Below are 24,183 nucleotides of genomic sequence, written 5' to 3'. Positions count from 1 at the left end.
AGCATTGTCTGCCGCTCCCTTCTTTGTTCTAATGCTACATTCTGCGGCATATGATGGACAATAGAAACGGGACAAGGGGGAGAGCATGATGGCCCATTTTCCAGATGAATTTCCCCTCGATGAAGTGGCGAAGGAAATGTTGATGGCCGTCATCGAAAAAAAGAAAAAATGGGAGCGGCTCGAAAAGCGGACGTTGCTCTTGCAGGCGGCCGCGTTTTCCGGTTTGGCCATTTTCCTTCTTTATCTTTTGGCCAAGGCGGCGGCTTTCGGGACGTGGGGGGAGAGGATCGCCTGGTTTTTCGCTGCGCCTGCCCATGTGTTTATTCTGCTTCTTTTAAGCACCGTTTATTGGGCAGCCGTCTACTACAAAGGAAAAAGCGAAAAGGCGGAAGACGATTTTCACGCCCTCCGCTGTGAGATCATTCAAAAAAGCATCGATTTATGGCAGAACCAAGAACAGTGGAACGGGCGCCATCGGCTGTTTGAATGGATGAAGCGGGAGTATGGCATCAATCTTTATTATGAACAAAGTTGAGCGGGGGTTCCGCTCAGCTGCTGTTGGCTTAGAAAACCTTTTTATGGTTGCGCTCCTCTTTTAAAATTTCCACCGCTTCACGGAACCGTTGGGCATGGATGATTTCCCGCTCGCGCAAAAAGCGGAGTCCGTCGTTTAAATCCGGGTCGTCGCTCATATTGATGATCCACTGATACGTCGCGCGCGCTTTTTCTTCGGCCGCGATGTCCTCATACAAGTCGGTGATCGGGTCGCCTTTCGCCTGGATGTACGTCGCCGTGAACGGAACGCCGGCGGCGTTATGGTAAAAGAGGGCGCGCTCATGGTCGATGTAATGCGGCTCCAGCCCGGCTTCTTTTAGCTGCTCAGGCGTCGCGTCTTTCGTCAGTTTGTACACCATCGTTGCGATCATTTCAAGGTGGGCGAGTTCTTCCGTACCGATGTCGTTTAGCAGCCCGATGACTTTCGGCGGCAGCGTATAGCGCTGGTTTAAGTAGCGGAGCGCCGCCGCCAGCTCCCCGTCTGCCCCGCCGTATTGCTCGATCAAATATTTTGCCAGCCGCGGATTGCACGTGCTGACGCGGACCGGGTATTGCAATTTTTTTTCATAAATCCACATGATCCGTTCCCCCTTGCGTTCGTGATGGATCGGCTACACTTGCCAAGGCCATGGCGCATCGTCCCAGTTCCACGGATAGTTGGAATAGCTATGGCCAAACTGTTCAAGCGGACCGTAGGCGGCTTCAAATTGTTTTTTCAGCTGTTTCCGTTTTTGGGCGAGTTGGTTAAATTGTTGAATCGCTTGATAGTCGGTCGGGTGGGTGTCCAAGTAGAGTGTCAGTTCGACGAGAGCAAAGTCGACGGCTTGCAGCTCTTCAAGCTGTTCATAATACTCCTTTGGCATTTGTTTCATGAGCCATCACCTTTTGTCTTTGTTTCGTAAGGGCTGTAGTACGGATCGTAAAACACTTGCCAAAGCGTCCCTTTCATCAACGCTTCACGAAGAGGGAATTGCGGCAAGTTGGGCGGCTGGAATCCGACGTATAAGTTTGGTGCGGTGACGTATGTTTTCACGCGGATCGGCGGGCATGGGTCAAACGGGCTGGTGTACGGCTCATATTGTTTGCGCGTTGTAAACATGAAACCCCTCCTTTTTTGGCAAAGTTCAGTCTATATGTATGATAGAGCAGTATCGTTCATGCCTGTTTGTCATGGCGAATCATGGCAATAATAAGGAGGAAAAAATGGGCCGCCTATGGATGATCGCCTTTGTCGCTGTCTTGTGCACGTATTTGTTTTTTCGCTGGCTGCCGCCCCTTGAGCCGTTTTCCCCAACCTTGTTTTTGACGCAGCTGTTGTTTTCCCCGCTTCGAACATGGCTTGCTTTTGCCTGTTTTTTGCTCGGCGTCGCCGCCAACGGGGCGCTTCTTTGCATCGCTGTAACCGGGATGATGCGCCTGTTGTCCGGCCGGCGGCTTCGCTTAGGCCAATGGTTGCTCAGCTTGGCGGCGCTCGGCCATTTTTATTGGGCGTTTCAGTTCCATTGGCGGTTGGCGGTGCTTTTTTTCGTTTTTTCCTTCTTTTATGGTATGATGATGTTGAGAGATCGCCAGGCGATGCCGCATCGCTGGCCATGACAGGGGAGGAAGTATGCTCATCGGGGGAACAGTCATTGCTTTGCTTGCTTTGCTTGCTTTGCTCAGTTATATGTGGAAAGAGGCGCACAGAAACGAAGTTCGCCATTTGACACTGTCATTTCCCAATTTCCCTGACGACTGTCCGAGACTGGCGATTTTCTTTATCTCTGATATTCACCGGCGGACGGTATGTGCCCAAATGCTTGAGACGGTGAAAGGAAAAGCCGACTTCGTCTTGATCGGCGGGGATTTGGCTGAAAAAGGGGTGCCGGCGGCGCGCGTCCGTGAAAACGTGCGCCGGCTGCGATCGGTTGCCCATGTTTATTTTGTTTGGGGAAACAACGATGATGAAGTCGATTACCCGGAAAACGGGGCGGTCGAGAAAAAATGCTTGTCTAAAACGGGGAAAACGATGTAAACTCATTAATAACAACAAACGAACCAATCGCCGATTGCATCATACAATAACGGTAAGAGATGGCTCTGTAGGTAAGGAGGGGTGCCGATGCGTCTTGAGCGCTTGACCCACAACAAAATCAAAATTTTCCTGACGTTTGACGATTTGCTGGACCGCGGGTTGACGAAAGACGATTTATGGAAAGATACGTTTAAAGTCCATCAGCTGTTCCGCGATATGATCGAGGAAGCAAGCGAAGAGCTCGGTTTTGAAGTGAACGGATCGATCGCGGTCGAAGTGTACTCTTTACCGGCGCAGGGCATGGTCGTTATCGTTACGAACGAAGGCGACTACGACGACATGGAAGAAGAATTCGCCGACGATTATATTGAAATGCAAGTAACGCTCGATGAGAGCGATGACATATTTTACGAATTCCAAACGTTTGAAGATGTCATCCAGCTCGCTCATCGCCTGCATGCGGTCGGCTGCCTCGACGGCACACTTTATTCCTATCAAGGCCGCTTTTACTTGCATGTTCCCGAAGAACCCCCTATTCCGCTCGACAACTTTGTCGCCTTGCTGGCCGAGTTTGGCAACCCGGCTACGATAACGATACATCGTGTGCAAGAATATGGGAAGCGACTGATTGAACGCCGCGCGATCGAACAGCTCGTTCGTTATTTCCGCGCCAACTAAGGCATAGAAAGACTCCTTGAAATGGACAAGGAGTCTATTTTTTGCGCCAACTGTTCGGCGCCGCTTCGCCATTTTTCCTTTGCATCCGGCCACAGAAGGTGTATACTATGACATGAAAGGCGACAAATTATTATAGCGAGCTTATAGGAGGTTTACGTATGGCAGCCGATAAGCATACGGAAGAGAAGGAGCAACAATACGACGTGTTGGCGTCGACACAAATTGTTATACATAGAGCATTGGAAAAGCTCGGCTACCCGGAAGAAGTGTATGAGCTGTTAAAAGAGCCGATCCGCGTGTTGACAGTCCGCATTCCGGTGCGCATGGACGACGGGTCGGTGAAAATTTTTACCGGCTACCGCGCGCAGCATAACGATGCGGTCGGCCCGACGAAAGGCGGCGTGCGTTTCCATCCTGATGTGACGGAACGCGAAGTGAAAGCGCTGTCGATTTGGATGAGCTTAAAGTGCGGCATCGTTGACTTGCCGTATGGCGGCGGCAAAGGCGGCATCGTCTGCGACCCGCGCACGATGTCGTTCCGCGAGCTCGAGCGGCTAAGCCGCGGCTATGTGCGCGCCATCAGCCAAATCGTCGGACCGACAAAAGACATTCCGGCGCCGGATGTGTTTACGAACTCGCAAATTATGGCGTGGATGATGGATGAGTACAGCCGCATCCGCGAGTTCGATTCGCCGGGTTTTATCACCGGGAAGCCGCTTGTCCTCGGCGGTTCGCACGGCCGGGAAACGGCGACGGCCAAAGGAGTGACGATTTGCATCCGCGAGGCGGCAAAAAAACGCGGCTTGTCGCTCAAAGGGGCGCGCGTCGTCGTGCAAGGGTTCGGCAACGCCGGCAGCTATTTGGCCAAATTTATGCACGACGCCGGGGCGAAAGTCGTCGGCATTTCCGATGTGTACGGCGCGCTGTACGACCCGAACGGGCTCGACATCGACTATTTGCTTGAACGGCGCGACAGCTTTGGCACGGTGACGAAGCTGTTTAAAAATACGATTTCGAATCAAGAGCTGCTTGAGCTCGATTGCGATATTTTGGTGCCGGCGGCCATCGAAAACCAAATTACGGCCGAAAACGCTCCGCGCATTAAGGCGAGCATCGTCGTCGAGGCGGCGAACGGGCCGACGACGCTTGAGGCGACGGAAATTTTGACGCAGCGCGGCATTTTGCTCGTTCCGGACGTGCTTGCAAGCGCTGGGGGCGTGACCGTGTCGTACTTCGAATGGGTGCAAAACAACCAAGGTTACTATTGGACGGAAGAAGAAGTCGAACAGCGGCTTGAGAAAGTGATGGTCAAAGCGTTCAACAACGTGTATGAAATGGCGCAGACGCGCCGCGTCGACATGCGCCTTGCCGCCTACATGGTCGGCGTCCGCAAAATGGCGGAAGCGTGCCGGTTCCGCGGCTGGGTGTGAGCGCAGCAAGCGCCAATGTTTGCAAGCTTTGGTGAAATCCCCTATCATAAGATAGGGGATTTTTTGCTTCGTGCGAGGTGACAAGAACGATGAAAGAGGAGAAAATCATTATTGTCGGCGGCGGGCCGTGCGGGCTGGCGGCGGCGATCGCTTTGCAAGACGCCGGATTTTCGCCGCTGGTGATCGAGAAAGGAAACATCGTCCATTCGATTTACCGTTTTCCGACGCATCAGACGTTTTTCAGCACGAGCGACCGGCTGGAGATCGGCGGCGTGCCGTTTATCACCGAAAACCGGAAGCCGACGCGAAATCAAGCGCTCGCTTATTATCGGGAAGTCGTGGTCCGCAAGCAAGTGCGCGTCAATACGTTTGAAGAAGTGAAAAACGTCAAGCGGCAGGAAGACGGGACGTTTTTTATTGAAACGACAAAAGGGACGTACCGCGCGCAGTACGTCGTCATCGCCACCGGCTATTACGACCATCCGAACTATATGAACGTGCCGGGGGAAGAGCTGCCGAAAGTGATGCATTACTTTAAAGAAGCGCATCCGTACTTCAACACCGACTGCGTCGTCATCGGCGGGAAAAACTCGAGCGTCGACGCGGCGATGGAGCTTGTGAAAGCCGGGGCGCGCGTGACGGTGCTGTACCGCGGCAACGAGTATTCGAAAAGTATTAAGCCATGGATTTTGCCGGAGTTTGACTCCCTTGTGAAGAAAGGCGTCATCCGCATGGAGTTTCGCGCTCATGTGAAAGCAATTACCGAAGATGCGGTCGTTTATGAAGTGGACGGGGAAACGAAAACGATCAAAAACGACTTTGTGTTTGCCATGACCGGCTATCATCCGGACCATCGCTTTTTGACGAACATCGGCGTTCAGATCGACCCGGAAAGCGGCCGGCCGCATTATGATCCGGAGACGATGGAAACAAACGTGCCGGGGGTGTTTATCGCCGGGGTGATCGCCGCCGGCAACGATGCGAATGAAATTTTTATCGAAAACGGCCGCTTCCATGGAGACGCTATTGCTGCCTGCATCGTCCGGCGCGAACGGGAGGCGTCAGCCAAGCAGCTGCAGTAGCGCTTCATTGGCCAATATCTTAATGATGCTAAAGCGAGAAAGCGAGGATGGCTTGCGTGACGAAACGGAAAGTGGTGCTCCTGACAACCGGCGGCACGATTGCGAGCAAGCGGAACGAACGCTCTGGCCGCCTGCGGGCCGGGGCGCTAAGCGGTGAAGAGCTCGCCGCGATGTGCCATTTGCCGAAGGAGATTGAGGTCATCGTTGAAAGTGTATTTCAACTTCCTAGCATGCATTTGACGTTTTCGCATTGGCTTGAGCTGAAAAAGCGAATTGAGGCGCATTTCACCGATCCATCCGTTGATGGCATCGTCGTCACTCACGGAACCGATGCGCTCGAAGAAACGGCCTATTTCCTTGATTTGACGATCGATGACCCGCGGACGATCGTCGTCACCGGTTCGCAGCGGGCGCCGTCTGATTTGGGCAGCGATGTGTACATCAACATCCGCCATGCCATTTACGCCGCGTGCGCCGAGTCGTTGCGTGGGGCGGGGGCGGTCGTTGTGTTCAATGAACGCATTTTTGCCGCGAAATACGTGAAAAAAGAACACGCCTCGAACATTCAAGGATTCAACGCTTTCGGCTTCGGCTATTTAGGCATCATTGACAACGATGAGGTGTACGTGTACCAAAAGCCGATCCGACGCGAATATTACAAGCTTGTGCGCCCGCTTCCGCCGGTGGACATTGTGAAATGCTACTTGGAGGCGGACGGCAAGTTCATTAAAGCGGCTCGAGAAAGCGGCGTCGCTGGCATTGTGCTCGAAGGGGTCGGCCGCGGGCAAGTGGCGCCAAAAATGGTCGATGAAATCGTCAAAGCCATCGAAGCGGGGATCAAAGTCGTTGTGACGACGAGCGCCGAGGAAGGGGCGGTGTATACAACGTACGATTACCCCGGCAGCGCCTACGATTTGCATAAGAAAGGGGTTATTCTTGGCAGCGACTACGATGCGAAAAAGGCGCGCATCAAGCTCGCTGTCGCTCTTGCTGCCGACGCCGCCGTTGATGGCTTGTTCGCTTATTAGGCAACAAGCGGCCCAGCAATTCCTCTTTTTTTCTCCCCTGTTTCGTGGTACGATGAAGTTAAAAATGCCAAAGAAACGGGGATCGAGGATGTTTTCGTTGATTTCCGCCGGCGTCGCCCCCGGGGTGGCGCTGCTTAGTTATTTTTATTTAAAGGACGAGTATGAGGCTGAGCCGCTTTCGTTTGTGTTGCGCATGTTTTTGTTCGGCGTCTTGCTTGTGTTTCCGATCATGTTCATCCAATACGTGCTGGCGGCAGAAGGGATCGTCGCGTCGCCGGCAGCCGAGGCGTTTCTTTCCGCTGCGCTCCTTGAGGAGTTTGTCAAATGGTTTGTCGTTTATTTTTTTGTGTATGACCACGACGAATTTGACGAGCCGTATGACGGCATTGTGTACAGCGCCAGCGTCTCGCTTGGGTTCGCGACGCTGGAAAACATTTTGTACTTGTTGGCCAACGGAGTGGAGACGGCCATTGCCCGTGCGCTTTTGCCGGTGTCCAGTCATGCGCTCTTTTCCGTCATCATGGGGTTTTATTTCGGCAAGGCGAAGTTTGCCGTAAAAAAGCGCCGCTATTATTTATGGGCGTCGTTTTTGTTGCCGTTTTTCCTTCATGGCGTCTATGACTGGCTGTTGCTCGCCAAAGAGCGATGGGGCTATTACATGGGGTTGTTTATGCTCGCCTTATGGTGGGCGGCGTTGCGCAAAGTAAAACAAGCGAAAGGATACGCCCGCCCTCAAGCGGTGCCGCCTGTGAAAAGCCAAGCGTAAAAGCTTTGGCTTTTTCTTTTTTTCGCATAAAAAAGGGGAAACGGAAGGAAAATAGGGGTAAAAACGGTGAGTGTTGACGGGAGGTTCACATATGGCAAGAAAATGGGTTCTATTCATCGCATTGGCTGTTTGGACGTGCATTTACCCATCAGGCCATGCTTTCGCGTTTTCCCCGCAAGTGATTCAGCGTGGAGCAGTTGGCGATGATGTCATTGAACTGCAGGCGCGGCTGCAATACCTTGGGTTTTACAACGGCAAAATTGACGGCGTGTTTGGCTGGCGAACGTATTGGGCGCTGCGCAATTTCCAATACGAATACGGCTTGCCGGTCGATGGACTAGCCGGATCGGAGACAAAACGGAAGCTTGTGAACGCTTCAAAATATTACGAGCAGTTTGTGAAAGAGCAAATCCGCCAAGGAAACGATTTCACCCATTACGGCGGCATTCCGCTCAGCCAGCAGGTGAAAAAACGCGGCGGAGGATCGTCGCGGGCAGCGAAAACGACGGCGTCGAACGTGCCGAAAGGGTTTTCGCAAAACGATATTCGGCTGATGGCAAACGCCGTTTACGGGGAAGCGCGCGGGGAGCCGTACATCGGACAAGTGGCGGTTGCCGCCGTTATTTTAAATCGGCTGGAGCATCCGTCGTTTCCGGATACGGTCGCCGGGGTGATCTTTCAGCCAGGCGCGTTTACCGCGGTCGCCGATGGGCAAATTTGGCTGACGCCGAATGAAACGGCGAAAAAAGCGGTGCTTGATGCGATCAACGGCTGGGACCCAACCGGCGGAGCGATTTACTACTTTAACCCAGCCACGGCGACGAGCGCTTGGATTTGGAGCCGCCCGCAAATCAAGCGGATTGGAAACCATATTTTTTGCAAATAAAAGGAGGGAGACGAGATGGTGCGAAACTTACTGATTGCAGCGCTTGTCGTCGCTGTCGTCGGCACTGGTTACTGGGGCTACCGGGAGCATCAGGAAAAAAACGCGATCTTAATTCATGCGGAAAACAATTACCAGCGCGCGTTCCACGATTTGGCCTACCAGATCGATTTGCTGCATGACAAGCTTGGAGCGACGCTGGCGATGAATTCGCACGCCTCATTGTCGCCGGCGCTCGCCGAAGTGTGGAAAATCGCATCTGAAGCCCATTCCGATGTCGGCCAACTGCCGCTGTCGCTTTTGCCGTTTAACAAGACGCAAGAGTTTTTATCGAAAATCGGCGAGTTCAGCTACCGGACGGCCGTGCGCGATTTGGAAAAAGAGCCGTTGACCGAAGAAGAGCACAAGACGCTCGAGGCGCTGTACAAAAGCGCCGGCGCGATCCGCCAAGAATTGCGCAACGTGCAGCATTTAGTGCTGGAAAACAATTTGCGCTGGATGGACGTCGAACTGGCGCTGGCGACGAACGACGAGAAAGGCGACAACATCATTATTGACGGCTTAAAAGCGGTGGAGAAAAATGTTGATACATTCTCAAGTTCGTCCGAGTTCGGCCCGTCGTTCATCGGCCTCGCCAACGAGGAAAAAGGCTTTGTCCGCGCGAAAGGGCGCCCGATTTCCAAAGACGAGGCGAAACGGATCGCCCGCGAGTTTCTCGGCTTAAAAGGAACAGAGAAAATCAAGGTGACGGACAGCGGCAATGGGGCGGATGAGCGTTTTTACAGTTTAACGATTCACGATCCGAAAACAAAGGGCGACATTTATATGGATGTGACGAAAAACGGCGGATATCCGATTTGGGCGTTAAACAGCCGGCCAATCGGCAAGCCGAAGATCAGCTTGCATGAGGCGGCCAACCGTGGGATGGCGTTTTTGCGACGGCATCAATTCACCGGCTTTGAGTTGTACGACAGCACGCAATACGATAATGTCGCCGTGCTGACGTTTGTCAAAAGCGAAAACGGCGTCCGCATTTACCCGGAAGCGATCCAAATGAAAGTGGCGCTTGACAACGGCCATGTCGTCGGCTTTACGGCGCGCGACTATTTGTCATCGTCCATTCCGCGTCCGTTGCCCAAACCGACGCTCACCGTCGAGGCGGCGAAGAAAAAGTTAAACCCACATTTGAAAGTGATGGAAGAGCGCCAGGCGGTCATTATGAACGATTTGCAAAAACCGGTGCTTTGCTATGAGTTTTTAGGAACGCTTGGCGATGAAACGTATCAACTGTTCATTAACGCCGCAACCGGCCTTGAAGAAAAAGTCGAGAAGCTCGAAAGCGTGGAGCCGAATTACAGATGAAAACAAGGGAGGAAAAGCTGGCGCTGTCGGCTTTTCCTCTTTTTTTGGTCAAAGGCAGTCGGGCGGTATGGTATAATCGTCATGGGACATCATGCGGGTCAGCGAAACGATCGCCGGTTCGGCAGCTGACTGAAAAGGAGAAAAGGAAACATGATGATCAAAATCGGAGATTCGATCCGGCTTGAGCCGTCGGACGGCTCAGCGCGGCAATACCGAAGCAAAGCGCTCGCTGTTGCTGACGGGGCGGTTCATATCAGCTATCCGATCGATGAACAGAGCGGAAAAACCGTTTATTTGTTGAACGGGATGCAGTTTAAAGCGACTTTTGTCGGGCAAGACGGCGGTTTGTACATGTTTGATACCGAAGTGAGGGGGAAAATCCGCGATCCGTTGCCGATGGTCGTCTTGGCTTACCCGGGCGAGGAATACGTTGTGCGCATCCAGCGCCGCCGTTATGTGCGGGTGAAAGCGAATGTCGATGCGGCCGTCCATCCGTCTGACGGCGAGTTCACCCCGTTTGTGACGATGACGGTGGATATCAGCGCCGGCGGCGCCGCCCTCCTTGTGCCGCCGGCGCACGCTCCGCTTCTTCGCCCCGGCATGGCGATCGAGCTTTGGCTTGCGTTGGCGATGCGCTCCGGCGAATACCATTACGTGCAAACGAAGGCGTCCATTGTGCGCATGGCTGATGACGAGCGCGGCATGGCGAAAATGTCGGTGGAGTTCACGGACCTCGCCCCCCAAGACCGCGTTCGGCTCATTCGCTACAGCTTTGAACGGCAGCTTGAGGAGAGAAAATGGGAGAACGAACAGAATAAATGAGCCGGGCGCGTGGAATACTGCTAGAAAAAATGGGAAGCAGGGGGCTCGCGCCATGAAACGGATCGAACAGATGTTGTGGAAGCTTGTCGTCATCCAGGCGATTTGCCTGTTGATTGCCCAATGTCTTGTGTTGTACACGCCAGCGGCGTTGTATATCGGCAAGGTGTACGAATACGAAGGTGTGGCCAAGCCGGAAAAAACGAAAACAGTTGAAACGGCCGTCGACCGTTGACGGCGGATATGGTACAATGAACATGGAGACATGCAGGGTTTTCCTGCATTTTTCTTTGTGCATTCATCAAGCGATTTTCGGCAAAGCAGGAGGAAATTATGAAACGACGAATCAGCATTGCGATCGACGGACCCGCCGCGGCGGGGAAAAGCACGGTCGCCAAACGGATCGCTGGGCGGCTTTCCTACGTATACATCGATACCGGCGCCATGTACCGCGCGCTGACGTACCGGGCGCTTGCATGCGGCGTCGACATCCATGATGAGCAGGCACTCCTGTCGCTGCTTCGCGATACATCAATTGAGCTGAAGCCGTCGCCGCATGGGCAGATCGTCCTGGTCAACGGCGACGATGTTACCGACATCATCCGCGGCGAGGCGGTGACGAATGCGGTGTCGCTTGTCGCGAAGCATCCGCTTGTGCGCGAGGAGATGGTCGCCCGCCAGCGCGCCTTGGCGGAAGGGGGCGGCGTCGTCATGGACGGGCGCGATATCGGAACGCATGTGCTGCCGAACGCCGAAGTGAAAATTTTCCTGAAAGCTTCGGTCGAGGAGCGGGCGCGGCGCCGGCATGAGGAAAATATCGCACGCGGCTTTCCATCCGATCTTGAAAAGCTGAAAGAAGAGATCGCCCGCCGCGACCGGCTCGATTCCGAACGGGAGACAGCACCGCTTCGCAAGGCGCCGGATGCGGTGGAAATCGATACGACATCACTGTCGATTGAGGAAGTCGTGGATCGGATTATGGAGATTGTCAACGAAAGGATTGGATGACGGTGGATTTTTATTCATTCGCCAAAGGAATCGTCAAAGGAGTGCTCACTCCTTTGTACCGCATTCAAACGATCGGGATTGAACAATTTCCGAAGGAAGGCGGCGTGCTTCTTTGCGCCAACCATATCAGCAACCTAGATCCGCCGGTCATCGGCATTACGGCGCCGCGCCCGATTCGATTTATGGCGAAGGAAGAGCTGTTTCGCGCTCCAGTCGTGAAGACGCTCGTCAAAAGCTTGCACGCCTTTCCGGTCAAGCGCGGCATGAACGACCGCCAGGCGCTGCGCACGGGGCTTGAGGTGCTGAAGCAAGGCGAAGTGCTCGGCATTTTTCCGGAAGGGACGCGCAGCAAAGACGGGCGGTTGAAAAAGGCGCTGCCCGGCGTCGGCTTTTTCGCTTTGCGCACCGAGGCCGCCGTTGTCCCGTGCGCCATTGTCGGCCCGTACCGTCCGTTTGTGCCGCTTAAGGTTGTGTACGGAGCGCCGATCGATATGGCGCCGCTGCGCGCGCGGAAAGCGAGCCCGGAAGAAGCGGCCGATTACATTATGGATCATATCCGCCGGCTGCTGGAAGAGCATCAGCGAGCATGAAAGGAACATGCTGTTCGAGGCATCCCTTCCGTCGCCTCAATGAGCATTATAGTACATGTTGATTGAGAAAATATGGTATACTAACTAGAAAAGCGTCCTTATTTTGCCGACAGCCGGCCGCGGCCTCGGCGCGAGGCGCGCTTTTGACAGTTGTCAGTCGATGAAGGAGGGTTTTTGCGATGACAGAAGAGATGAATGTGCAAGTCAATGTGTATGAAGTGGGCGACATCGTCCGCGGCAAAGTGGTGAAGCTTGAGGACAAGCAAGTGCTTGTCGAGGTGGAAAACAGCAAGCAAAGCGGCATCATTCCGATCAGCGAGCTGTCGAACTTGCATATTGAAAAACCGAGCGACGCCGTCGCTGTCGGCGATGAAGTGACGGCCAAAGTCAAAAAAGTGGAAGAAGGAAAAGACGGGGAAGAAGGGTTGCTCATTTTATCGAAAAGAGCGGTGGACGCCGAGCGGGCGTGGGAAGATCTTGAGCGCAAATTTGCAAGCGGCGAAACGTTTGAAACAGTCATTAAAGACATCGTCAAAGGCGGTCTTGTCGCCGATGTCGGCGTGCGCGGCTTCATCCCGGCGTCGCTTGTTGAGCCGCATTACGTCGAAGATTTTTCCGATTATAAAGGAAAAACGCTCTCTGTGAAAGTCGTCGAGCTTGACCGCGAGAAAAACCGCGTCATTTTGTCGCATCGGGCGGTCGTTGAGGAAGAACAAGCGCGGCAGCAAAAAGAACTGCTCTCCCGCCTTGAGCCGGGGCAAGTGTTGGATGGCGTCGTCCGCCGCATTGCCGATTTCGGCGTCTTTGTCGATGTCGGCGGGTTTGACGGGCTCGTACATATTTCCCAGCTTTCCCATACGCGCGTCGCTCATCCGTCGGAAGTGGTGAAAGAAGGCGATGTGGTGAAAGTGAAAGTGTTGGCCGTCGATCCGGAGAACGGGCGCCTGTCGCTGTCGATCAAAGAAGCGCTGCCGGGCCCATGGGAAGGCCTCAGCGAAAAAGTGAAACCGGGTGATGTCGTCACCGGGACGGTGAAACGGCTCGCTTCGTTCGGCGCGTTTGTGGAAGTCTTCCCAGGCGTCGAAGGATTGGTGCATGTGTCGCAAATCGCCAACCGCCGCATCGGCTCGCCGCATGAAGTGCTGAAAGAAGGCGACGTGGTGAAGGCGAAAGTGCTCGACGTCAACGAAGCGGATCACCGCCTTTCCCTCAGCATCCGCGCGCTGCTTGAGGAAGAGGCGGCCGCGCCGGCCGAGGATTACAGCCAATACACAAGAACGTCGGAAACGCGCGGCTTTCAGCTCGGCGAAGTGATTGGCGAGCAGCTGAAAAAATTGAAATGACGAACTGTGAAGCAACCCCATTTTGGTGGCAGCCGCCATCAAGGTGGGGTTTTTTGTTTAGCCAAAAGTTGATGCCTCGTTCTATCTAGTTGAACCTGCCATCAACAGAAGTTGTTTGTTTTGTATCGGGAGGAGGTTGCGGTAGACTACACCGAAAAACGAATGTTCAATCTTTAAGGAAGATCCTTGACACATAGAGGAGAATAGACCATTTTTCGTTCGAAATCGTTTTTTCGCCGTAAACGAAAGCTAGCCGTCCTTATTGGCGCGGCTAGCTTTTCATCATTGGCAATGGAAACGCCGTTTTTTTGGAATCAAACGAACAGAGTGGTTGTAGAGAAAGGCCTTTCGTCATTTTTAGTGCTCGTTCCGTTCCCGCGCTTCGTCCGGTGTGTCGAGCCGGGCTGCTCCTTTGTATGAGAGCGATTGGTCGCGGTCTGACTCGACGCGCCGCGACTGTTTCAGTTTTTTCTCCTGACGGTCTTTTCCCACCACACCCCGCTCCTTTCTATGCGAATGTCATTTTTACTATGGCCGGGCGCTCTTTTTTCTATGCATGAATGAACGGTCATAAAAGATGACATAATGAACATAATAAGGAGTGGAAAAGATGGAAGGGTCTTATTTTTATTTCTTTTTTTGGGCGTTATGGATTGCAGCGACATTTTTGATGAAAAAGACCGCCGAGCGGACGAAGTTGGCCGCATTTTCGCTTTTCATGATCAGTTCGGCCTCGATGACGGTGAAGATCAGTCCCATTCATATGGCGGCGTCCTTTTTTGTGCTTTTTTTCTCCTCTTGTTACGTGGCGGTCAAACAGCGGCCATGCGGATGGCTGCGGATGGCGCTGTCAGCGTCCGGTTTGGCGTTTGCCTATGCCGCTTTTCGTCTGCTTGCCTTGTTTGATCCGGTCTGGATTTGGCTTGATGGCCAATGGATGCTTGGCTGGTGGATGGCCTTGATCAGCAGTCTGTTCCACCGCCGCATGTCCGCCCGCCTTCTTTGTCTGGCGCTCGGCGGCTGTCAAGGGGAAGTGGTGTACGCCATGTCCATCTTCCGCATGGCGCCGGGGTATGTGCTTGGATCGTTTTCCTTTTTGGATGCGCTCGCCATTAGCGCATCATCTTTGCTCGTTTGGGAATCGATCCGCTTCTTCTCGCTGCAGCTTGAGGAAAAACGGCCTGTAAGGGGGACGAGGCAGCCGTGAACGAATACACGTTTCCGATTTTATACGGCGTCGCTGCCGGGGTGTTGACGCGGCTTTATTTGTTGCGCACCGATTACCGGCAATACCCGACGTATTTGCACGGTCGGACGATCCATATCGCCTTAGGGGCCATTGCTGCGGGCTTAGGAACGGTCGCCGTGCCGGCGATTATGGAAAAAGAGTTTGCCGCAATTACGTTTTTGGCGCTGGCCGCCTCGCAGTTCCGCGATGTGCGCAATATGGAGCGCAACACGTTAAACGAATTGGACCAGTATGAACTCGTGCCGCGTGGAAAAACGTACATTGAAGGGATCGCCATCGTGTTTGAAGGGCGGAATTATTTAGTCATTTTTGTTTCCTTCCTATCAACGCTTGCGTATTTAGTATGGAACGTGTGGGCTGCGCTTTTGGCGAGCATGGTCGGCCTGATCGTGGCGCGGCGGTTTATGAGTGGAAGCCGGCTGAAAGACATTGCCGACGTCCAATATGTCAAGCCGCATTTTGAAGGGGCGGGGTTGTATGTTGACAACATCTATATCATGAACATCGGCTTGCCGGCGCGGCGCGAAGAAATTTTGCGCTATGGGATGGGATTTATTTTAACGCCGAAAAATTTCAACGCTCGCACGACGATCGCCAATCTTGGGCAGCGGCAGGCGATTTTGCATGATGTATCGACCGCCCTTGGCATTTACCGCGACTCCGGAACGCCGGCGCTCGTGCCGCTCGCCAAGCGCGATTTGAACGACGGGCGCGTCGGTATTTTCATTTTGCCGCAAGTCGAGGATGTCGAGAAGGCGAAGGCTGTCATCGAAAACGTGCCGGTGCTTGAGAGCGCCATCCGCATGCCGGGCAAACGGCGATGGAAGCGGAAAGGGGGGAGCGGCGATGACGCATGAAAAAATAATTTTGGCCGTCATTACGATGAACGGCGGGCGTGTCGCCGGCGGTGCGCCGATCTTTATTTGCCAAACTAAAGAGGAAATGGAACAGATCGCCGCGAATTTAGAGGCGATTTTGGACGGCATCGCCCATGAAGTGGCGGAGGGGCTTCTTATTATCGTCAAACATTAGTTGTTGAGCGTTTCGCTTTTTGATAAAATAAAGCAGTTGTAGCCTGCCCTGGTTCATCGCTAAAAGATGCACTTGATTGGTCAAAAGTCATTTCCTTCCTAGCCTCGCAGTCAAGTGCCCTTGGCGTTGATGGACCGATGCCCTTCCGAAAAGGGCGTTTTTTTTCAGCGACAAAGGTAAGGAGAAAACGAAGATAAAGGGTGGTAGCATGGCAAATCCAGTCGTGGCCATTGTCGGCCGTCCAAATGTAGGAAAATCGACGATTTTCAACCGCATTGTCGGGGAACGCATTTCGATCGTCGAAGACGTGCCTGGAGTGACGCGCGACCGCATTTACAGCCGAGCCGAATGGCTGAACCATTCGTTTTATTTGATCGATACCGGCGGCATTGACATTGGCGACGAGCCGCTGCTTATGCAAATTCGCCAGCAGGCGGAAATCGCCATCGATGAGGCGGATGTCATCATCTTTATGACGAACGGCCGGGACGGTGTGACTGCGGCTGATGAAGAGGTGGCCAAGCTGCTCCGCCGGTCGAACAAGCCGGTTGTGCTCGCGGTGAACAAAATCGACAATCCGGAAATGCGCGATTTGATTTACGACTTTTACGCTCTCGGCTTTGGGGAGCCGTATCCGATTTCCGGGGCTCATGGGACGGGGCTTGGCGATTTGCTTGATGCTGTCGTCCGTCATTTTCCGAAGGGCGGCGGACAAGAGTACGAAGAAGACGTCATTAAGTTTTGCCTCATTGGCCGGCCGAATGTCGGCAAATCGTCGCTTGTCAACGCCATTTTAGGCGAGGAGCGGGTCATCGTCAGCGACATCGCCGGTACGACGAGGGACGCCGTCGACACCTCGTTTGTGCGCGAAGGGCAGGAATATGTTATCATTGATACGGCAGGGATGCGCAAGCGAGGAAAAATTTACGAAAGCACGGAGAAATATAGCGTCTTGCGCGCGTTAAGAGCCATTGAGCGCTCGGACGTCGTGCTTGTCGTGTTAAACGCCGAGGAAGGCATCATCGAGCAGGACAAAAAAATTGCCGGATATGCCCATGAGGCCGGGCGCGGGGTCATTCTTGTCGTCAATAAATGGGATGCGATTGAAAAAGACGATAAAACGATGGTCGAATTTGAGCGGAAGATTCGCGACCATTTTCCGTTTTTGGACTATGCGCCGATTTTGTTCGTATCGGCGAAAACGAAGCAGCGGCTGCATAAGCTCTTGCCGCTCGTCCGGCTTGTGAGTGACAACCATGCGATGCGCGTCCAGACAAATGTGCTCAATGAAGTCATCATGGATGCGGTGGCGATGAATCCGACGCCGACGCATAACGGGCGGCGTCTGAAAGTTTATTACATGACGCAAGTTGCCGTCAAACCGCCGACGTTTGTCGCGTTTGTCAACGACCCGGAACTGATGCATTTTTCATATGAACGGTTTTTGGAAAACCGCATCCGCGATGCATTCGGCTTTGAAGGAACGCCGATTAAAATCATCGCCCGCCCGCGGAAATAAGAAAATGAGACAATGAGATAAAGGAAGTGGAAAACGATGGAGAACATCGCCGTATTGGGGGCTGGAAGCTGGGGGACGGCGTTGGCGCTCGTGCTGGCTGACAACGGGCACCGCGTCCGGCTCTGGGGTCATCGGACCGAGCAGATCAACGAAATCAACGAAAAGCGGACAAATGAAAAATATTTGCCAGGCGTTCGCCTGCCGGACGCCATTATCGGCTATGACGACCTTTGCGCTGCGCTTGACGACGTTGCGATCGTTGTGCTCGCCGTGCCGACTAAAGCGATCCGTTCGGTGCTTGCGGACGTGCGCGCCTGCTTGGCGGCGCCGATCACCGTCGTTGCCGTCAGCAAAGGAATCGAACCGGGGACGCATAAGCGGGTGTCGGAAATGGTCATCGAGGAAATGGGGGAATGGCTTGCAGATGTTGTCGTTCTCTCCGGGCCGAGCCATGCCGAGGAGGTCGTGCTCCGGCACCCGACGACCGTGGCGGTATCATCGCCAAATATGGAAGCGGCGCGCCGCATTCAAGACTTCTTTATGAACCATCACTATTTTCGCGTGTATACAAACCCGGATTTAATCGGCGTCGAAGTCGGCGGGGCGCTGAAAAATATCATCGCCTTGGCCGCAGGCATCAGCGACGGGCTTGGCTATGGGGATAACGCCAAAGCGGCCCTCATCACACGGGGGCTCGCCGAGATTGCCCGCCTCGGCTGTGCCCTCGGCGCTAATCCGTTGACATTCGCCGGTTTGACGGGAGTCGGCGATTTGATTGTCACGTGCACGAGCGTCCATTCCCGCAACTGGAGGGCCGGCTACATGCTCGGCCAAGGAAAAAAGCTGGACGAGGTGCTTGAGAGCATGGGGATGGTCGTCGAAGGGGTGCGGACGACAAAAGCCGCCTATGAGCTGGCGAACGAACTCGGGGTGAAAATGCCGATCACCGAAGCCCTCTATGAAGTGCTGTTTGCGGGGAAAGATCCGAAAGAGGCGGTCGATTCGCTCATGGCGCGCGGAAAAAAAGAGGAAATGAATGACTTAAACAACATTTTTACCGAACAAGAATGACGAAAGTAGGCCAATGGCGGTACAAGTCGTCTTCGTTTTGCATACAATATGGCGAACCATCATCGGCTTGAGCTTCCGGAAGGGTATGAGGCATGCTGAAGTAAAGAAAGCCCCGCTTTACTTCAGCTTTTTTTTTGCCAATGCTATAATAATAGTTGTCGAAAAAAAGGAGGAGCGTCCATGTCACCGGCGTTAGCGAAAATGTGGATCGCCATCGCCTCGATGGTGTTTATGTTTATTTCCGTCGGCTTCATTTATTTAAGCCGCTACAAAGTCAAGATGAAATGGCTTCGTTTCCTGTTGGCGCTCGTCGCCTACGTTCTTTTGATTTTTGCTGGCATCATCATCATTTTCGTTGTATTCAGCGGACCGACACCGCAATAGGCAAAAAGGTGGGGAAAGATGGAACGAATCGCTCGCTTGTTGTTGTCATGTATATGTTTGGCGCTGCTTTCCGGCTGCTTGTATCCACAAGAGCGGCTGAAACAAAACCAAATTCCTTACAAAGACCAAGTGGCGGCCGTCCAATCGGCGGTTGATGAATACCGAAGGGCGACCGGCGGGCTTCTGCCGATTAAAACGCGCGACATGAACACGCCGATGTATTTGAAGTATCCAGTCGATTTTCAAAAACTCGTTCCCCGCTATATGCAGGAGCCGCCGGGAAATGCCTATGAAAGCGGGGGCGTCTTCCAGTATATGATCATTGATGCGGAAACGAACCCGACGGTCAAGCTGCTTGATTTGCGCTTAGCCGAACGCATCCGCGAGCTGAAGCTGCGGCTGGGCATGTACACGGACAAGCATAAGTATCCGCCGTTTCAAGACGTCGTTGCGCCGGGCGTATTTACGCTCGATTACAAAAAGCTCGGCTACAAAGAGCCTCCGTATGTCGTCAGCCCGTTTTCCGGCAACAACTTGCCGTTTGTCATCGACGGGAATGGAGAAATTTACATTGACTACCGTTCTGATTTGTATGCGGCGTTGAAAAAATATCCGCACCACTACAAGCCGGGTGACGACATTCGCCCGATTTTGACCGACCATTCGCTGTTTGTGCCGGCGTATTCGTTGCCCTATACGATCGACGCCAAGACGAACGAACCGATTTTTTTCACAAAATGAGTCATCTTCCCTTCTCTAGGAAAATACATTCTAGAGAAGGGATTTTTTCTATTTTAGTCATAACCGAATCGGACAACATCATATGCATATAGTGTCCGACTATGCTAACTCATTCCACTGTTTCTTATAACGACCGAAGGACTGGAGGGGAGTCATTTGGAAAAGGTCGATATTTTTAAAGATATCGCCGAGCGGACCGGCGGCGACATTTATTTAGGGGTCGTCGGCGCCGTCCGCACCGGAAAATCGACGTTTATTAAACGGTTTATGGAGTTGGTCGTTATTCCGAACATTAAAAACGAAGCCGATAAAGCGCGCGCCCAAGATGAACTGCCGCAAAGCGCCGCCGGCAAGACGATCATGACGACAGAACCGAAGTTCGTGCCAAACCAGGCGGTGACGGTGAAAGTTGATGAGGGGCTTGAAGTCAACATCCGTCTTGTCGACTGCGTCGGCTACGCCGTGCCCGGCGCAAAAGGATATGAAGACGAAAACGGGCCGCGGATGATCCACACGCCTTGGTATGAAGAGCCGATCCCGTTCCAAGAGGCAGCGGAAATCGGGACAAGAAAAGTCATCCAAGAACATTCGACGATTGGAGTCGTCATTACGACGGACGGCACGATCGGGGAAATTCCGCGCCAAGACTATGTCGAAGCGGAAGAACGGGTCATTAGCGAGCTCAAAGAAGTCGGCAAGCCGTTCATTATGATCGTCAACACCGTTCGGCCGCACCATCCGGAAACCGAGGCGCTTCGCCGCGAGCTCGCCGAAAAGTACGACATTCCGGTGCTCGCCATGAGCGTGGAAAGCATGCGCGAAGCCGACGTGTATAACGTGCTTCGCGAAGCATTATATGAATTCCCGGTGCTTGAAGTGAACGTCAACTTGCCGAGCTGGGTGATGGTGCTTCGCGAAGATCATTGGCTGCGCGAAAGCTACCAAGAAGCGGTGCGCGACACAGTCAAAGACATCAAACGGCTGCGCGACGTCGACCGGGTTGTGCAGCAGTTTGCCGAGTACGATTTCATCGAAAAAGCGGCGCTTGCCGGCATCGAAATGGGGCAAGGGATCGCCGAAATTGACTTGTATGCACCGGATGAGCTGTACGATCAAATTTTAAAAGAAATCGTCGGCGTCGAGATTCGCGGCAAAGACCATCTGCTTCAGCTCATGCAAGACTTCGCCTATGCGAAAGCGGAATATGACCAAATCGCCGACGCCTTGAAAATGGTCAAACAAACCGGCTACGGAATCGCTGCGCCCGCTTTGTCCGACATGAGCCTTGACGAACCGGAAATCATCCGCCAAGGGTCGCGCTTTGGCGTCCGTTTGAAAGCCGTCGCGCCGTCGATTCATATGATCAAAGTCGACGTCGAATCGGAGTTTGCCCCGATCATCGGCACGGAAAAGCAAAGCGAAGAGCTCGTCCGCTATTTAATGCAAGACTTCGAAGACGATCCGCTGTCGATTTGGAACTCTGATATTTTCGGCCGCTCGCTCAGCTCGATCGTCCGTGAAGGCATCCAAGCGAAACTTGCGCTCATGCCGGAAAACGCCCGCTACAAGCTGAAAGAAACGCTTGAGCGCATCATCAACGAAGGTTCCGGCGGCCTTATCGCGATTATTTTATAGAAAAGCGGAGGCGAGCGGTTCGCCGCGACGGGCAAATGTTCTTCGCCTGGAGGGATTTACAATCCCGAAGGCGAAGGTTATTTGACCCCGAGCGGCGGCGAGCCGGAGCTAGACAATAAGAAAAGCGGAGGCCGCGTGCCAAGCTCCCGAGGCAAAATGTTCTCCGACCGCAGAAGTGCTTGCACTTCGAGGGCGGAGGTTATTTTGCGGAAGGGAGCTAGCGGCCGCAGCTAGACAATAAGAAAAGCGGAGGCGCCGAGATTAGCTCTCGAAGCCAAATGTTCTTCACCCGCAGGGGGTGCTTGCACCCCGAGGGGGAAGGTTATTTGGCAGAAGAGAGCTAGGCGCCGCAGCTAGACAGAAAGAAAAGCGGAGGCCGCGTGCACAGCTCCCGACAAGGGGGCTTTTTTTGATGCCGTTCTTTTCAGTTGCTAAGTGGCAAAGGGAAAAAATCGCCAAAACCCTTGAGAAATCAGGATTGGCACTTGATTATGGGCATGGCGTTATGGTAATCTTTTATCTGAAATCGTTGTTTTGGTGAAATATGCCTAAAATTGGCCGTTTTTGCGAAAAAAGATGTTGAATTTCCGCGGTCAATTGGTTAAGATTAGGCATGTCACCGCCTGTTGGTGGGAAGAAGGCGGTTTCCTCGTCCTTTGCTTCGTTTGCGCCCGGCGAAAACAGGAGGAGCCCAAACCGTTGGGAAGGGGCTTCAGCCGGCGGCATAGGCGCATCTCCTGCGGGCTGTCGCGAGGCAAACATAGAATGATTGGCTGCGCCGGCGCGGCGCGCAGGCCTTCTTGCCGCTGGAATTGGATGTCTATGTATAGAAAAGCAGAAAAGTGTGCACAAATGGTAGTAAACAAGATCAGCCCTTTGGGAGGAGGTGAATGGCATGAACAAAACGGAATTGATCAACGCGGTCGCTGAAACAAGCGGTCTTTCCAAAAAAGATGCAACAAAAGCCGTTGATGCGGTGTTTGATTCGATTACAGAAGCGCTGCGAAAAGGCGATAAAGTGCAATTAATCGGTTTTGGGAACTTTGAAGTGCGCGAGCGCGCCGCCCGGAAAGGACGCAACCCGCAAACGGGCGAAGAAATGGAAATTCCGGCAAGCAAAGTTCCTGCATTCAAACCGGGCAAAGCGTTGAAAGATGCCGTCAAGTAAGCCTACATAGCAGGAGCGCAGGAGGGAAGGGCAGGTGATTCACCGCCCTTCTTTTTTGTTTTTTTTGGCTCCCTATGCTAGAATCGGATTACATGCAGCTTTTATGACGCAGGAGGATGTTGTTTGTATGCCAGAGATCAATTTTGCGCAAATTGAATATGCGGTCCGCCTCATTCTTGAGGCGATCGGGGAAGATCCAAACCGCGAAGGGCTCGTCGATACGCCGAAGAGGGTGGCGAAAATGTACGCCGAGGTGTTCGCTGGGTTGCAGGAAGACCCGAAGCAGCACTTTCAAACCGTATTCAGCGAGGAACATGAGGAGCTTGTGCTCGTCAAAGATATTCCGTTTTATTCGATGTGCGAACACCATTTAGTGCCGTTTTTCGGCGCTGCCCACGTCGCCTATATTCCGCGGGAAGGGAAAGTGACCGGGCTGAGTAAGCTCGCTCGAGCCGTTGAGGCGGTGGCGCGCCGCCCGCAGCTGCAAGAGCGCATCACGGCAACGATCGCTGATTCGATCGTCGAGGCGCTTGAGCCGCACGGGGTGATGGTCGTCGTTGAGGCGGAGCATATGTGCATGACGATGCGCGGGGTGAAAAAACCGGGAGCCAAAACAGTGACAATGGCGGTGCGCGGCGTGTTTGAAACAGATGCCAACGCCCGCGCTGAAGTGCTTTCGTTAATCAAAGCGTAAGGAGGGAAGAGGATGTACACAAACAGCGATTTTGTCGTCATTAAAGCGCTCGAAGACGGGGTGAACGTCATCGGGCTGACGCGCGGCGCGGACACAAGATTTCACCATTCGGAAAAGCTTGACAAAGGCGAAGTGTTGATCGCTCAGTTCACGGAACATACGTCGGCGATCAAAGTGAGAGGAAAAGCGTATATTCAAACGCGCCACGGTGTGGTTGAATCGGAAGGGAAAAAGTAAACCGGTAAATTTCTAGCAAACTAGAGCGTTTTCGACAAAATTATGTTATAATGAGTCCGTCATGGCGGTGCGGATATTTTTGGGGGACAAGGGTGAGAAGAGTGAATGACATCATGGTGAAATTGGCGTCATTGAAGGAACAAATCGAACGGCTGCTTGACCATCCATATTTGCGCGCGCATGTGCCGGCGCCGGCTGTTGATGAAGACCGGCTGCTGCTTTCGCTGTCGATGATGACTGACGCTCCGGCGGCGCCGAATGAGCCGGACCGGTGCATCATCGCCATGATGCTCATGCAAATCGCCCTTGACACCCATGATAAGGTGACAGACCGCGGCGGCGATTTGCGGACGCGGCAGCTTGTCGTTTTGGCCGGCGACTTGTACAGCGGGCTTTATTACGACTTGCTGGCGCGCTCGGGCGATGTCGCGCTCATCCGTTTGTTCGCCGAAGCGGTCCGCGAGATTAATGAGCAAAAAGTGCGGCTGTATGAAAAAAAGGTGGAGCGGATCGAGACGCTGTTTGCCGCGGTTGGCACGATCGAGTCGGCGTTGCTTGCGAAGCTTGCCGAGCGCATCGGGGCGCCGCAATGGGGGGGATTTGCCGGCCATTACTTGCTTTTGCGGCGCTTGCTGCTCGAGCAGGGAGCGTTCGTCCGCACCGGGTCATCGATGCTGTTTGAGCAAATGGCGCATATCGCCTTTCCGTGGGCCAAAGGGCTGACGAAAGAACAAAAGCGGCATTTGCTTCGCCTTTGCGAGCGTTATATCGACCATTGCAAGGAAGCGTTGCTGGCGGCGAATTTGCCGATGAATGACCTGCTGCGGTTTCGTATGGCGGAACTTGCCGGCGGATTTCAAGCCATCGTCAAAAAGTCGGTGGAAGAAGGGTAGAA

The 24,183-nt window shown here is 53.5% G+C and carries 32 protein-coding genes; 27 read left to right on the top strand and 5 right to left on the bottom strand.

The window, feature by feature from the left end; translation table 11 throughout:
- Positions 1–88 precede the first annotated feature (88 nt).
- Positions 89–535 carry a YpbF family protein gene (locus BRO54_RS05470; RefSeq protein ID WP_074043357.1) on the top strand — a complete coding sequence of 149 codons (447 nt, stop codon included), beginning with the start codon at positions 89–91 and terminating at the stop codon, positions 533–535.
- A gap of 28 nt (positions 536–563) precedes the next feature.
- Here the strand turns inward: BRO54_RS05470 and BRO54_RS05465 are convergent, their stop codons facing one another.
- The 3 genes from BRO54_RS05465 to BRO54_RS05455 are packed head-to-tail and all read right to left on the bottom strand — an operon-like array spanning position 564 to position 1,654.
- Positions 564–1,133 (bottom strand): manganese catalase family protein, encoded by a 570-nt coding sequence (locus tag BRO54_RS05465; protein ID WP_074043356.1) that lies wholly within the window; start codon positions 1,131–1,133, stop codon positions 564–566.
- A 33-nt stretch (positions 1,134–1,166) separates the two neighbouring features.
- Positions 1,167–1,427 (bottom strand): spore coat protein CotJB, encoded by a 261-nt coding sequence (locus BRO54_RS05460; RefSeq protein WP_074043355.1) that lies wholly within the window; start codon positions 1,425–1,427, stop codon positions 1,167–1,169.
- Positions 1,424–1,654, bottom strand: coding sequence for a spore coat associated protein CotJA (locus BRO54_RS05455; RefSeq protein ID WP_014196217.1), 231 nt, complete (start codon positions 1,652–1,654; stop codon positions 1,424–1,426). The genes BRO54_RS05460 and BRO54_RS05455 overlap by 4 nt, the downstream gene beginning before the upstream one ends.
- Before the next feature lie 104 nt (positions 1,655–1,758).
- On the opposite strand from BRO54_RS05455, the gene BRO54_RS05450 reads away from it, so the two are divergent.
- From BRO54_RS05450 to rpsA, 14 genes are all read left to right on the top strand, one after another.
- On the top strand, positions 1,759–2,151 hold the full coding sequence (locus BRO54_RS05450; protein WP_074043354.1) for a hypothetical protein: 393 nt from the start codon (positions 1,759–1,761) through the stop codon (positions 2,149–2,151).
- Between the two features lie 13 nt (positions 2,152–2,164).
- The gene (locus BRO54_RS05445) at positions 2,165–2,569 is read left to right on the top strand and encodes a metallophosphoesterase (protein WP_139268040.1); all 405 of its coding nucleotides are present in this window, start codon (positions 2,165–2,167) and stop codon (positions 2,567–2,569) included.
- A gap of 87 nt (positions 2,570–2,656) precedes the next feature.
- A complete protein-coding gene (locus BRO54_RS05440; protein WP_011231720.1) occupies positions 2,657–3,247 on the top strand; it encodes a genetic competence negative regulator in 591 nt (196 codons plus the stop codon).
- Between the two features lie 158 nt (positions 3,248–3,405).
- Positions 3,406–4,677 carry a Glu/Leu/Phe/Val family dehydrogenase gene (locus tag BRO54_RS05435; protein WP_011231719.1) on the top strand — a complete coding sequence of 424 codons (1,272 nt, stop codon included), beginning with the start codon at positions 3,406–3,408 and terminating at the stop codon, positions 4,675–4,677.
- An 89-nt stretch (positions 4,678–4,766) separates the two neighbouring features.
- Positions 4,767–5,759 (top strand): YpdA family putative bacillithiol disulfide reductase, encoded by a 993-nt coding sequence (locus BRO54_RS05430; protein WP_074043353.1) that lies wholly within the window; start codon positions 4,767–4,769, stop codon positions 5,757–5,759.
- 56 nt (positions 5,760–5,815) lie between these two features.
- Entirely contained in the window at positions 5,816–6,787 is a 972-nt protein-coding gene (locus BRO54_RS05425) for an asparaginase (RefSeq protein WP_074043371.1), read from the top strand.
- A gap of 88 nt (positions 6,788–6,875) precedes the next feature.
- Positions 6,876–7,553 (top strand): glutamic-type intramembrane protease PrsW, encoded by a 678-nt coding sequence (gene prsW / locus BRO54_RS05420; protein ID WP_012820744.1) that lies wholly within the window; start codon positions 6,876–6,878, stop codon positions 7,551–7,553.
- 91 nt (positions 7,554–7,644) lie between these two features.
- Positions 7,645–8,439: a spore cortex-lytic enzyme gene (sleB, locus tag BRO54_RS05415; protein ID WP_011231715.1), complete on the top strand. Its 795-nt coding sequence runs from the start codon at positions 7,645–7,647 to the stop codon at positions 8,437–8,439.
- Between the two features lie 15 nt (positions 8,440–8,454).
- On the top strand, positions 8,455–9,798 hold the full coding sequence (gene ypeB, locus BRO54_RS05410; protein WP_014196213.1) for a germination protein YpeB: 1,344 nt from the start codon (positions 8,455–8,457) through the stop codon (positions 9,796–9,798).
- A 153-nt stretch (positions 9,799–9,951) separates the two neighbouring features.
- Positions 9,952–10,620 (top strand): flagellar brake protein, encoded by a 669-nt coding sequence (locus BRO54_RS05400; RefSeq protein WP_074043370.1) that lies wholly within the window; start codon positions 9,952–9,954, stop codon positions 10,618–10,620.
- 52 nt (positions 10,621–10,672) lie between these two features.
- Positions 10,673–10,852 carry a YpfB family protein gene (locus BRO54_RS05395; RefSeq protein WP_074043352.1) on the top strand — a complete coding sequence of 60 codons (180 nt, stop codon included), beginning with the start codon at positions 10,673–10,675 and terminating at the stop codon, positions 10,850–10,852.
- 98 nt (positions 10,853–10,950) lie between these two features.
- The gene (cmk, locus tag BRO54_RS05390) at positions 10,951–11,625 is read left to right on the top strand and encodes a (d)CMP kinase (protein WP_074043351.1); all 675 of its coding nucleotides are present in this window, start codon (positions 10,951–10,953) and stop codon (positions 11,623–11,625) included.
- Positions 11,622–12,215 (top strand): lysophospholipid acyltransferase family protein, encoded by a 594-nt coding sequence (locus BRO54_RS05385; RefSeq protein ID WP_074043350.1) that lies wholly within the window; start codon positions 11,622–11,624, stop codon positions 12,213–12,215. Before cmk ends, BRO54_RS05385 begins: the two co-directional genes overlap by 4 nt.
- A 179-nt stretch (positions 12,216–12,394) precedes the next feature.
- Positions 12,395–13,558 carry a 30S ribosomal protein S1 gene (gene rpsA, locus BRO54_RS05380; protein ID WP_020754082.1) on the top strand — a complete coding sequence of 388 codons (1,164 nt, stop codon included), beginning with the start codon at positions 12,395–12,397 and terminating at the stop codon, positions 13,556–13,558.
- 357 nt (positions 13,559–13,915) lie between these two features.
- Here the strand turns inward: rpsA and BRO54_RS05375 are convergent, their stop codons facing one another.
- Positions 13,916–14,050, bottom strand: a complete 135-nt coding sequence (locus BRO54_RS05375; protein WP_074043349.1) for a YpzI family protein — start codon at positions 14,048–14,050, stop codon at positions 13,916–13,918.
- Between the two features lie 118 nt (positions 14,051–14,168).
- On the opposite strand from BRO54_RS05375, the gene BRO54_RS05370 reads away from it, so the two are divergent.
- The 8 genes from BRO54_RS05370 to spoIVA all read left to right on the top strand — a co-directional run bounded on the left by BRO54_RS05370 (position 14,169) and on the right by spoIVA (position 21,189).
- Positions 14,169–14,765, top strand: coding sequence for a YphA family membrane protein (locus BRO54_RS05370; protein WP_074043348.1), 597 nt, complete (start codon positions 14,169–14,171; stop codon positions 14,763–14,765).
- A complete protein-coding gene (locus tag BRO54_RS05365) occupies positions 14,762–15,664 on the top strand; it encodes a YIEGIA family protein (RefSeq protein WP_074043347.1) in 903 nt (300 codons plus the stop codon). The genes BRO54_RS05370 and BRO54_RS05365 overlap by 4 nt, the downstream gene beginning before the upstream one ends.
- On the top strand, positions 15,654–15,839 hold the full coding sequence (locus BRO54_RS05360) for a capping complex subunit for YIEGIA (RefSeq protein ID WP_074043346.1): 186 nt from the start codon (positions 15,654–15,656) through the stop codon (positions 15,837–15,839). Before BRO54_RS05365 ends, BRO54_RS05360 begins: the two co-directional genes overlap by 11 nt.
- Positions 15,840–16,047: 208 nt before the next feature.
- A complete protein-coding gene (der, locus tag BRO54_RS05355; protein ID WP_074043345.1) occupies positions 16,048–17,358 on the top strand; it encodes a ribosome biogenesis GTPase Der in 1,311 nt (436 codons plus the stop codon).
- A gap of 36 nt (positions 17,359–17,394) precedes the next feature.
- On the top strand, positions 17,395–18,429 hold the full coding sequence (locus BRO54_RS05350) for an NAD(P)H-dependent glycerol-3-phosphate dehydrogenase (RefSeq protein WP_074043344.1): 1,035 nt from the start codon (positions 17,395–17,397) through the stop codon (positions 18,427–18,429).
- A 180-nt stretch (positions 18,430–18,609) separates the two neighbouring features.
- A complete protein-coding gene (locus BRO54_RS05345) occupies positions 18,610–18,813 on the top strand; it encodes a DUF2768 domain-containing protein (protein ID WP_074043343.1) in 204 nt (67 codons plus the stop codon).
- An 18-nt stretch (positions 18,814–18,831) separates the two neighbouring features.
- Positions 18,832–19,554, top strand: a complete 723-nt coding sequence (locus tag BRO54_RS05340) for a hypothetical protein (RefSeq protein ID WP_074043342.1) — start codon at positions 18,832–18,834, stop codon at positions 19,552–19,554.
- A gap of 156 nt (positions 19,555–19,710) precedes the next feature.
- Complete coding sequence (gene spoIVA / locus BRO54_RS05335) at positions 19,711–21,189, top strand: stage IV sporulation protein A (RefSeq protein ID WP_074043341.1); 1,479 nt, start codon at positions 19,711–19,713, stop codon at positions 21,187–21,189.
- Between the two features lie 516 nt (positions 21,190–21,705).
- Here the strand turns inward: spoIVA and BRO54_RS20445 are convergent.
- Positions 21,706–21,915: a hypothetical protein gene (locus BRO54_RS20445; RefSeq protein ID WP_239691211.1), complete on the bottom strand. Its 210-nt coding sequence runs from the start codon at positions 21,913–21,915 to the stop codon at positions 21,706–21,708.
- A gap of 169 nt (positions 21,916–22,084) precedes the next feature.
- Between BRO54_RS20445 and BRO54_RS05325 the strand changes: the two genes are divergently transcribed.
- The 4 genes from BRO54_RS05325 to BRO54_RS05310 all read left to right on the top strand — a co-directional run bounded on the left by BRO54_RS05325 (position 22,085) and on the right by BRO54_RS05310 (position 24,181).
- A complete protein-coding gene (locus tag BRO54_RS05325) occupies positions 22,085–22,357 on the top strand; it encodes an HU family DNA-binding protein (RefSeq protein ID WP_008879623.1) in 273 nt (90 codons plus the stop codon).
- Between the two features lie 127 nt (positions 22,358–22,484).
- A complete protein-coding gene (gene folE / locus BRO54_RS05320; protein WP_074043340.1) occupies positions 22,485–23,051 on the top strand; it encodes a GTP cyclohydrolase I FolE in 567 nt (188 codons plus the stop codon).
- Between the two features lie 12 nt (positions 23,052–23,063).
- Entirely contained in the window at positions 23,064–23,288 is a 225-nt protein-coding gene (mtrB, locus tag BRO54_RS05315) for a trp RNA-binding attenuation protein MtrB (RefSeq protein ID WP_011231698.1), read from the top strand.
- Positions 23,289–23,401: 113 nt separating this feature from the next.
- Positions 23,402–24,181 (top strand): heptaprenyl diphosphate synthase component 1, encoded by a 780-nt coding sequence (locus BRO54_RS05310; protein WP_074043369.1) that lies wholly within the window; start codon positions 23,402–23,404, stop codon positions 24,179–24,181.
- Positions 24,182–24,183: the final 2 nt, after the last annotated feature.

This window comes from Geobacillus proteiniphilus (assembly GCF_001908025.1).
Lineage (GTDB): Bacteria > Bacillota > Bacilli > Bacillales > Anoxybacillaceae > Geobacillus > Geobacillus proteiniphilus.
Note: the sequence above shows the minus strand (reverse complement) of the source record. Positions and strands in the feature narration are given on the sequence as shown.

What these genes read in the sequence shown, in the direction of transcription:
- BRO54_RS05455 (WP_014196217.1), bottom strand. Translation starts at nt 1,654, where the DNA reads ATGTTTACAACGCGCAAACAATATGAGCCGTACACCAGCCCGTTTGAC.
- folE (WP_074043340.1), top strand. Translation starts at nt 22,485, where the DNA reads ATGCCAGAGATCAATTTTGCGCAAATTGAATATGCGGTCCGCCTCATT.
- BRO54_RS05460 (WP_074043355.1), bottom strand. Translation starts at nt 1,427, where the DNA reads ATGAAACAAATGCCAAAGGAGTATTATGAACAGCTTGAAGAGCTGCAA.
- der (WP_074043345.1), top strand. Translation starts at nt 16,048, where the DNA reads ATGGCAAATCCAGTCGTGGCCATTGTCGGCCGTCCAAATGTAGGAAAA.
- BRO54_RS05345 (WP_074043343.1), top strand. Translation starts at nt 18,610, where the DNA reads ATGTCACCGGCGTTAGCGAAAATGTGGATCGCCATCGCCTCGATGGTG.
- BRO54_RS05445 (WP_139268040.1), top strand. Translation starts at nt 2,165, where the DNA reads ATGCTCATCGGGGGAACAGTCATTGCTTTGCTTGCTTTGCTTGCTTTG.
- BRO54_RS05470 (WP_074043357.1), top strand. Translation starts at nt 89, where the DNA reads ATGGCCCATTTTCCAGATGAATTTCCCCTCGATGAAGTGGCGAAGGAA.
- prsW (WP_012820744.1), top strand. Translation starts at nt 6,876, where the DNA reads ATGTTTTCGTTGATTTCCGCCGGCGTCGCCCCCGGGGTGGCGCTGCTT.
- BRO54_RS05360 (WP_074043346.1), top strand. Translation starts at nt 15,654, where the DNA reads ATGACGCATGAAAAAATAATTTTGGCCGTCATTACGATGAACGGCGGG.
- BRO54_RS05385 (WP_074043350.1), top strand. Translation starts at nt 11,622, where the DNA reads ATGACGGTGGATTTTTATTCATTCGCCAAAGGAATCGTCAAAGGAGTG.
- BRO54_RS05430 (WP_074043353.1), top strand. Translation starts at nt 4,767, where the DNA reads ATGAAAGAGGAGAAAATCATTATTGTCGGCGGCGGGCCGTGCGGGCTG.
- ypeB (WP_014196213.1), top strand. Translation starts at nt 8,455, where the DNA reads ATGGTGCGAAACTTACTGATTGCAGCGCTTGTCGTCGCTGTCGTCGGC.
- rpsA (WP_020754082.1), top strand. Translation starts at nt 12,395, where the DNA reads ATGACAGAAGAGATGAATGTGCAAGTCAATGTGTATGAAGTGGGCGAC.
- BRO54_RS05325 (WP_008879623.1), top strand. Translation starts at nt 22,085, where the DNA reads ATGAACAAAACGGAATTGATCAACGCGGTCGCTGAAACAAGCGGTCTT.
- cmk (WP_074043351.1), top strand. Translation starts at nt 10,951, where the DNA reads ATGAAACGACGAATCAGCATTGCGATCGACGGACCCGCCGCGGCGGGG.
- mtrB (WP_011231698.1), top strand. Translation starts at nt 23,064, where the DNA reads ATGTACACAAACAGCGATTTTGTCGTCATTAAAGCGCTCGAAGACGGG.
- BRO54_RS05435 (WP_011231719.1), top strand. Translation starts at nt 3,406, where the DNA reads ATGGCAGCCGATAAGCATACGGAAGAGAAGGAGCAACAATACGACGTG.
- BRO54_RS05440 (WP_011231720.1), top strand. Translation starts at nt 2,657, where the DNA reads ATGCGTCTTGAGCGCTTGACCCACAACAAAATCAAAATTTTCCTGACG.
- BRO54_RS05340 (WP_074043342.1), top strand. Translation starts at nt 18,832, where the DNA reads ATGGAACGAATCGCTCGCTTGTTGTTGTCATGTATATGTTTGGCGCTG.
- BRO54_RS05450 (WP_074043354.1), top strand. Translation starts at nt 1,759, where the DNA reads ATGGGCCGCCTATGGATGATCGCCTTTGTCGCTGTCTTGTGCACGTAT.
- BRO54_RS05395 (WP_074043352.1), top strand. Translation starts at nt 10,673, where the DNA reads ATGAAACGGATCGAACAGATGTTGTGGAAGCTTGTCGTCATCCAGGCG.
- BRO54_RS05370 (WP_074043348.1), top strand. Translation starts at nt 14,169, where the DNA reads ATGGAAGGGTCTTATTTTTATTTCTTTTTTTGGGCGTTATGGATTGCA.
- BRO54_RS05310 (WP_074043369.1), top strand. Translation starts at nt 23,402, where the DNA reads ATGGTGAAATTGGCGTCATTGAAGGAACAAATCGAACGGCTGCTTGAC.
- BRO54_RS05350 (WP_074043344.1), top strand. Translation starts at nt 17,395, where the DNA reads ATGGAGAACATCGCCGTATTGGGGGCTGGAAGCTGGGGGACGGCGTTG.
- BRO54_RS05400 (WP_074043370.1), top strand. Translation starts at nt 9,952, where the DNA reads ATGATCAAAATCGGAGATTCGATCCGGCTTGAGCCGTCGGACGGCTCA.
- BRO54_RS20445 (WP_239691211.1), bottom strand. Translation starts at nt 21,915, where the DNA reads ATGCCGCCGGCTGAAGCCCCTTCCCAACGGTTTGGGCTCCTCCTGTTT.
- sleB (WP_011231715.1), top strand. Translation starts at nt 7,645, where the DNA reads ATGGCAAGAAAATGGGTTCTATTCATCGCATTGGCTGTTTGGACGTGC.
- BRO54_RS05465 (WP_074043356.1), bottom strand. Translation starts at nt 1,133, where the DNA reads ATGTGGATTTATGAAAAAAAATTGCAATACCCGGTCCGCGTCAGCACG.